The 7318-nt window shown below is 47.6% G+C and carries 4 protein-coding genes; 1 reads left to right on the top strand and 3 read right to left on the bottom strand.

Annotation, left to right across the window (positions count from 1 at the left end; genetic code table 11):
• Positions 1–199: 199 nt before the first annotated feature.
• Positions 200–1336: an HD-GYP domain-containing protein gene (locus tag BBG47_RS21385; RefSeq protein ID WP_065293408.1), complete on the bottom strand. Its 1137-nt coding sequence runs from the start codon at positions 1334–1336 to the stop codon at positions 200–202.
• 156 nt (positions 1337–1492) lie between these two features.
• Positions 1493–4009 carry a DNA gyrase subunit A gene (gyrA, locus tag BBG47_RS21380; RefSeq protein ID WP_065293407.1) on the bottom strand — a complete coding sequence of 839 codons (2517 nt, stop codon included), beginning with the start codon at positions 4007–4009 and terminating at the stop codon, positions 1493–1495.
• A 477-nt stretch (positions 4010–4486) separates the two neighbouring features.
• Here gyrA and BBG47_RS21375 point away from each other — a divergent pair, with 477 nt between their 5' ends.
• On the top strand, positions 4487–5230 hold the full coding sequence (locus BBG47_RS21375) for a YheC/YheD family protein (protein ID WP_065293406.1): 744 nt from the start codon (positions 4487–4489) through the stop codon (positions 5228–5230).
• Between the two features lie 145 nt (positions 5231–5375).
• Here the strand turns inward: BBG47_RS21375 and gyrB are convergent, their stop codons facing one another.
• Positions 5376–7286 carry a DNA topoisomerase (ATP-hydrolyzing) subunit B gene (gene gyrB, locus BBG47_RS21370; RefSeq protein ID WP_065293409.1) on the bottom strand — a complete coding sequence of 637 codons (1911 nt, stop codon included), beginning with the start codon at positions 7284–7286 and terminating at the stop codon, positions 5376–5378.
• Positions 7287–7318 lie beyond the last annotated feature (32 nt).

Raw genomic sequence — 7318 nt, 5'->3', positions numbered from 1 at the left:
TCTCAGCGGCGACTCATATAATATATCACGCCTACAATAATAACGCAAGCACTTTTTGAAAAAAACTTTAAAAAGAATATAAGTCTGCTTTAAAGCTAATTGCGCAGCCATTCTAACTACCCGTGCATAGCCCTATAGCAGACTCTATCGATACCAATCTATAACAAGGTTACTACTATACTCGCACCGCTCAATAGGATCAATGTACAGCAAGTACTTCCTCTATCCACATCTGTCTTTCCTGCGTAAGTTGAACGATGCTGCCATCTACCGACACCCACGGACGAGTCAAGTGAGAATCCTCCGTAAATACGATGCGTCCCACCCGTCCATCATTCAGTTTAACAAATGCGTTCTGATGCATCTGGGCCACCTTATGGATGAATGTGCGTACAAGTTGGGGATCGAGCTGGCCGAATGATTCTTCCTTCAATCTCTCAAGTGCAATATAAGGAGAGGAAGCTCTCTTATATATTCGATTCTGTGTCATCGCATGGAAGATATCAGCGATCGCTACGATCTTGGCATACGGGTGTATTCGCTCCCCCGTTACTCCTAGAGGGTACCCACTCCCATCTATACGCTCATGATGCTGCAATGCGGCAAGCTTAACACCATCATTAATGGCTGGCACATTTCGAAGCAACTCATAACCATAATGGGTATGTCTGCGCATCTCAATCTTCTCGTTTTCCGTCAGGGTGCCTTTTTTAGACCAGATATCGCTATCGACCTTAGTCTTCCCAATATCGTGCAGCAGCCCAGATAAAGCGATCTGCATCCCTTCTTTGGAAGGATACCCGCTCCATTGTCCGATAAGATATGACGTGAGCGCAACAGCAGCGGATTTATGATACACATAGTCTTCTTCATTTCCTTGCAGCATTTCTTTAATTTGTGGATGGAAGCAGACTGGAGAGTAATGTTCGCTCTGTCCAAGCAGCCATTCCATTTGCTGGCGCAGTTCTAATATAGGAAGCTTGGTAGCCCCTGCTGTCTTATATACATTCTTGAGTAGGTTCACCATCTGAAGCCATGATTCTACAAAGCCGGCATCATGTTGAAAATGGCTCGTCTGGCGTGATGATGCTTGAGGAATGGTCGGTTCACTGTTTTTGCGATCCGGCGCATCCGCACGTGTCCCTGCACTGTCCATAACCGGCGAAGGATATGAACTTGCCACTGCAACTGATTTGATCATAAAAGCATCGAGCACATCCAAATCACGTACACTGAGCGTTCTTCCTTTATTCATAATTACGCCGCCAAGCCCTGTTATCACGTCCTGCTCCAATTGATCTCCTGGCTTAGCTTGCGAGACGGGGATGAATACCATAGGTTATTACACTCTCCTGTTGGCCTCTTCATATGGATTTGACTCGGTTATCGTTATGTATCTGCTTATATCAAGGAAAAGGGCGCACTCTATAAAAGAATACGCCCTACCTGTTGTCAATGCTCACACTGCTGCTGCATCTTCACGTTCATCATTCTATTCTAATTCCGGTTCGGAGGCAGAAGGTGCTTCGCTCTCTGTCATGCCCGGATTTTGTTCTGCTTCTTCAGAGGATTCATCAGGATCATCCTCAGTCTTATCGCAGCGGCTAACCGTAGATACGGAATCGTCGTCGCGGATATTGATGAGCTTTACACCTTGCGTGTATCGACCCATTTGGGAAATGCCCGACATGCTTGTACGAATAATTGTTCCTGATGCAGTGATAATCATCAAGTCCTCTCCATCCTGTACAACCTTCAAGCCGACGACTGCACCGTTCTTGTCCGTTACATTAATCGTCTTAATCCCTTTACCGCCACGGCTCTGAATTCGATAATCTTCCATAGGGGTACGTTTGCCGTAGCCTTTGGCTGTAACAATAAGCACATCGTTCTCCTTATTGACTACATCCATGTCAATTACGACATCTTCGCTATCAAGCGTAATGCCTTTGACACCTGTAGCCGAACGTCCCATGGATCGAACGTCGTTCTCAGAGAATCGGATCGACATTCCCATCTTCGTACCCATAATGATCTCCTGCTCGCCGTCCGTCAGGCGAACCCCAATCAACGCATCATCATCACGAAGGTTGATGGCAATCAAGCCGCCTTTGCGAATGTTGACATAATCGTCAAGCGGAGTCTTCTTCACGATCCCTTGGCGGGTTGCAAAGAACAGGTACTTGTCAGATTCAAATTCCACGACTGGAATCACCGCACTAATGGACTCACCCTGTTCAATTTGAATCAAATTGATAATTGGCGTTCCTCTCGCCGTGCGGCTCAAGTCTGGAATCTCATATGCCTTGATGCGGTAAACCTTACCCTTGTCCGTGAAGAACATCAGGTAATGGTGAGAGTTGGACACGAATAAATGCTCTACGAAATCATTATCCTTCGTATCCATACCAACTACACCACGGCCTCCACGCTTCTGGCTACGATATGTCGTTACCGGAAGACGCTTAATATATCCGCTATGCGAAATGGTGATGATAACATCTTCTTGAGGGATCAGATCCTCATCAAGTATGCTATCCTCGCCAATCGTGATTTCTGTACGGCGCTCATCCCCATACTTCTGCTTCACTTCTTCAAGCTCATCGTTGATGATGGTCAGCACAAGCTGTTCGTTCGCCAAGATTTCACGGTATTCCGCGATCTTCGTCAGCAATTCGTTATATTCAGCTTCGATCTTCTCGCGCTCCAAGCCTGTCAGACGGCGCAGACGCATATCGAGAATCGCCTGTGCTTGGTCGAAGCTTAGACCGAATCGAGTGATTAACCCTTCACGAGCCTCTTCGTCATTCTTCGAGCCGCGGATAAGCGCAATAATCTCGTCGATATGATCAAGCGCAATGCGCAGGCCCTCGAGAATATGTGCACGTGCCTCGGCTTTCTTCAAATCGTACTCGGTACGGCGACGAATCACTTCGATCTGGTGCTCCAAATAATAATGGAGCATCTCACGTAAATTAAGAACGCGAGGCTCTTGATTCACAAGCGCCAGCATATTGATGCCGAAGTTGCTCTGCATCGCTGTATGCTTGTACAAGTTATTCAGAACGACATTCGGGTTCACATCACGGCGCAGTTCGATAACAACGCGCATTCCGTTGCGGTCAGATTCATCACGAAGGTCAGTAATGCCGTCAATGCGCTTCTCGCGTACCAATTCAGCAATCTTCTCAACGAGACGAGCCTTAATGACTTGATAAGGCAATTCGTGAACAACGATACGAGCCTTGCCGTTATTGTCCTCGATTGTCGCACGTGCCCGCATCGTAACAGATCCGCGGCCAGTCGCATACGCTTGGCGAATACCTTCCCGACCCATAATCAATCCGGATGTTGGGAAGTCTGGGCCCTTGATGTATTCCATCAAGTCCATTGGCGTTAACTCTGGATTCTGAATCAGCGCCTGCAGGCCGTCAATGACTTCCGTCAGGTTGTGCGGTGGGATGTTCGTTGCCATACCTACTGCGATACCGGATACCCCGTTCACGAGCAAATTCGGGAAGCGAGCCGGCAATACAACAGGCTCTTGCTCTTCGCCGTCATAGTTCGGAGCAAAGTCGATCGTTTCTTTGTTAATATCACGAAGCAGTTCCATGGCAATCTTGGAGAGTCGCGCTTCTGTATAACGCATCGCCGCAGCTGAGTCTCCGTCAATGGAACCAAAGTTCCCGTGACCATCCACGAGCATGTAACGAAGCGAGAAATCCTGGGCCATACGCACCATGGTCTCATATACGGCAGAGTCACCATGCGGGTGATACTTACCGATAACTTCACCAACGATCCTCGCTGATTTCTTATACGGTTTGTCCGGTGACATGCCGAGGTCTGACATCGCATACAAAATACGTCGGTGAACCGGCTTCAATCCGTCACGCACGTCCGGCAGAGCGCGGCTTACGATGATACTCATCGCGTAATCCAGGAATGATTCCCGCATCTCCGTGCCGATGTCGCGATCCCTGATTTGCGGTTGTTGTTCTTCCGCCATGCTGGACCTCCTTAAAATTCGTATTTAACAGCGTCATCATCATCTAGCAAAATGCAATATTTGCTCTCTACAAGCGAAAACGGCCCTTCCCCCCCATAAATGGAGTCGAACCATTTCCACGGACGAATAATCTTTTATCTAGTCCATATCGAAACTCCCCACATGGCAACACAAACCATTATGGACTAAAAAGGCGCCATGTTCACAAGGGATAATTTCTACTCTAGCTTGATCATGCGGATAAAATCATACTCATCAATTCCTTAACTGCACTATTTATATTATATTACTTTCACAAAAGAGATACAATTAAACGTTCCATGAAACCGCCCAAAATCCGAACATTTTCCACGCCATATAGTTGATTGTACTATTTCTATTTGCCCGATTGATCATACATTGATATCAACTTCTTATCCCTCTGCTCCCTACCCGTTCAAAAAATAAAATGACTGATTTGGAAAAGGGTGATGATGTTTGTCCAGCCGGCGTATATTTAGCAAATGGAAAAAGACGAAAATTTTGCAAGACTCCTCACTACGTTCGTATATTCCTAAGACGTCCATCTATAGTGCTCTCCGGTTGAAGGAGATGCTAAATCAATTTCAAATGGTGTATGTGAAACCTGACCTAGGCACTCATGGCAAAGGCGTTATGCGTGTTACGCAGCACGCCAATGACTCTTTCGAGTTGAGAGAAGGTACTTCCACGGCCACCTTCACCGAAATAGACTCTCTCCTGGCCAAAATCAAAACCAGAATCGGAAAACGAAAGTACTTGATTCAACAAGGAGTCCACATGCTGTCTCACCGGGGAAGGAAGTTCGATCTCCGTGTGTTCGTGCAAAAAAATGTGGACAACAAGTGGGAGGTTATGTCTATCCTTGGTCGAAAGGCGGCTGCTCACAAGATTGTGACGAACGTCAGCAACGGAGGAAAAATGGAATCACTGCGGACTCTCTTGAAGCCCCACTTAAATGCAAGCTCCACCCAGCAGCTGCGCAGCGAGCTGGAACGAATCGGGCTGTCCGTCGGGGCACGTCTGAGCAAGGGACATAAGGGGCTCAAGGAGCTTGGGCTCGATATTGCGATTGACAAAAGCATGCACCCTTGGATACTAGAGGTCAATACGAAGCCTGCTATCTACGTGTACCGCACATTCAACCCTGCTGCTTATCGCCGCATCGTCCGAAATGCCAAAGCTTATGGACGATTGAAGTAATAAGGACTCCCCTCACTCTGCTGACATCAACTGAAGCCCGCTACCACACCAAAGCCCCAGTCCTGATGTGGAACTGGGGCTCTATTGTTATATCGAACCTCCGTGCTTTGCGATGGAGTGCACGATCCCAAGTGGTAGGATTCGATTAGAAATCAAGATTTTTAACAAACTTGGCATGGCGCTGAATGAAATCACGTCGTGGTTCAACGTTATCACCCATGAGCGTATCGAACACATCATCTGCCATCTTGGCATCATCGAACGAAACTTGGAGCATTTTCCGGCTCTCAGGATCCATTGTCGTCTCCCACAGCTGCTCTGCATTCATCTCACCAAGACCTTTATATCGCTGAACATTGATTTTCACGCCTTCACCGAATTCTGCGATAATTTCGTCCTTCTGCTTATCGCTATCTGCATATCGAACAATTTTGTTGCGCTCAATTTTATAGAGCGGTGGCTGTGCAATGTACACGTATCCCGCTTCGATAAGCTTGCGCATGTAACGATAGAAGAATGTCAATAGCAGTGTCCGAATGTGAGCACCATCGACGTCGGCATCGGTCATGATGACGATTTTGTGATAGCGAGCTTTCTCAAGATCAAAGTCTTCGCCAATCCCTGTACCAAGCGCCGTAATGATCGCACGAATCTCAGCGTTGGATAAGATCTTATCCAAGCGAGACTTCTCAACGTTCAAGATTTTACCCTTCAGCGGCAAGATCGCCTGGAAATGGCGATCGCGGCCTTGCTTCGCAGAACCGCCCGCAGAGTCACCTTCGACAATGAACAATTCGCAATGTGCAGCATCCTTGGAAGAGCAATCCGCCAGCTTACCTGGAAGGGAGCTCACTTCAAGCGCGCTCTTGCGGCGCGTCAACTCACGTGCACGGCGAGCTGCTTCTCGAGCTCGGGATGCCTGCATCCCCTTCTCGACGACCTTCTTCGAAATCATCGGGTTCTCGTTCAGGAACTCCATGAACTTCTCGGAAAATACAGACTCAACAATGCTGCGTACTTCACTATTGCCGAGCTTTGTCTTCGTTTGTCCTTCGAATTGCGGCTCTGGAATCTTCACGGAAATAATCGCGGTCAGACCCTCACGAACATCATCCCCACTTAAGTTGGAGTTATTGTCCTTCATCAGGTTCATCTTCCGAGCATAATCGTTAATGATTCGCGTAAGCGCACTCTTAAAGCCAGATTCATGCGTACCGCCTTCGTGCGTATGAATGTTGTTGGCAAAAGAGTAAATATTCTCGGTGTAGCTATCGTTATATTGGAGTGCGATTTCGCACGTAATGTAATCTTTGGAGCCTTCCACGTAAATTGGCTGCTCATGCATCTTCTCACGATTGCGGTTCAGGTACTCAACGAATTCCTTGATGCCGCCGTCGTACTTAAATGTTTCTGAATGTCCAGTACGTTCATCGGTAAGCACCATTTGGATGCCTTTGTTCAAAAATGCAAGCTCGCGAATACGGGACAGAAGTGTGTCGTATTCGTATACCGTCGTCTCTGTAAACACTTCTGGATCGGGCTGGAATCGAATCGTTGTGCCGGTTTCCTCCGTGTCTCCGATTATTTCCAAATCACCTTGTGGAACCCCGCGATGATATTCCTGCTGATGGATATGTCCGTCTCGTTTCACGGTAACGATTAAGCTCGAAGACAAGGCATTTACGACCGAGACACCAACACCGTGCAAGCCGCCGGATACTTTGTATCCTTCGCCGCCGAACTTACCGCCCGCATGAAGAACGGTCATAACGACTTCAACAGCTGGACGCTTCATCTTCTCATGGATCCCGACTGGAATACCACGTCCATTGTCCACGACCGTAACGCTGTTGTCTTCATGTACGGTTACTTCGATTTTCGTGCAATACCCAGCCAACGCCTCGTCAATACTGTTATCGACGACTTCCCATACCAAATGATGCAGACCTTTGGCACTCGTTGAACCGATGTACATCCCCGGCCGTTTGCGTACGGCTTCCAAGCCTTCCAACACCTGAATCTGGCTCTCATCATACGTGTTATGATTCACAGACATGCCTTCACCTACTTCTCTAATTTCAGTACCGT

It is taken from the genome of Paenibacillus sp. KS1 (assembly GCF_001680695.1).
GTDB lineage: Bacteria > Bacillota > Bacilli > Paenibacillales > Paenibacillaceae > Paenibacillus_B > Paenibacillus_B suaedae.
The sequence above is the reverse complement of the archived record's forward strand: the minus strand, read 5'-3'. Positions and strand labels throughout refer to the sequence as shown.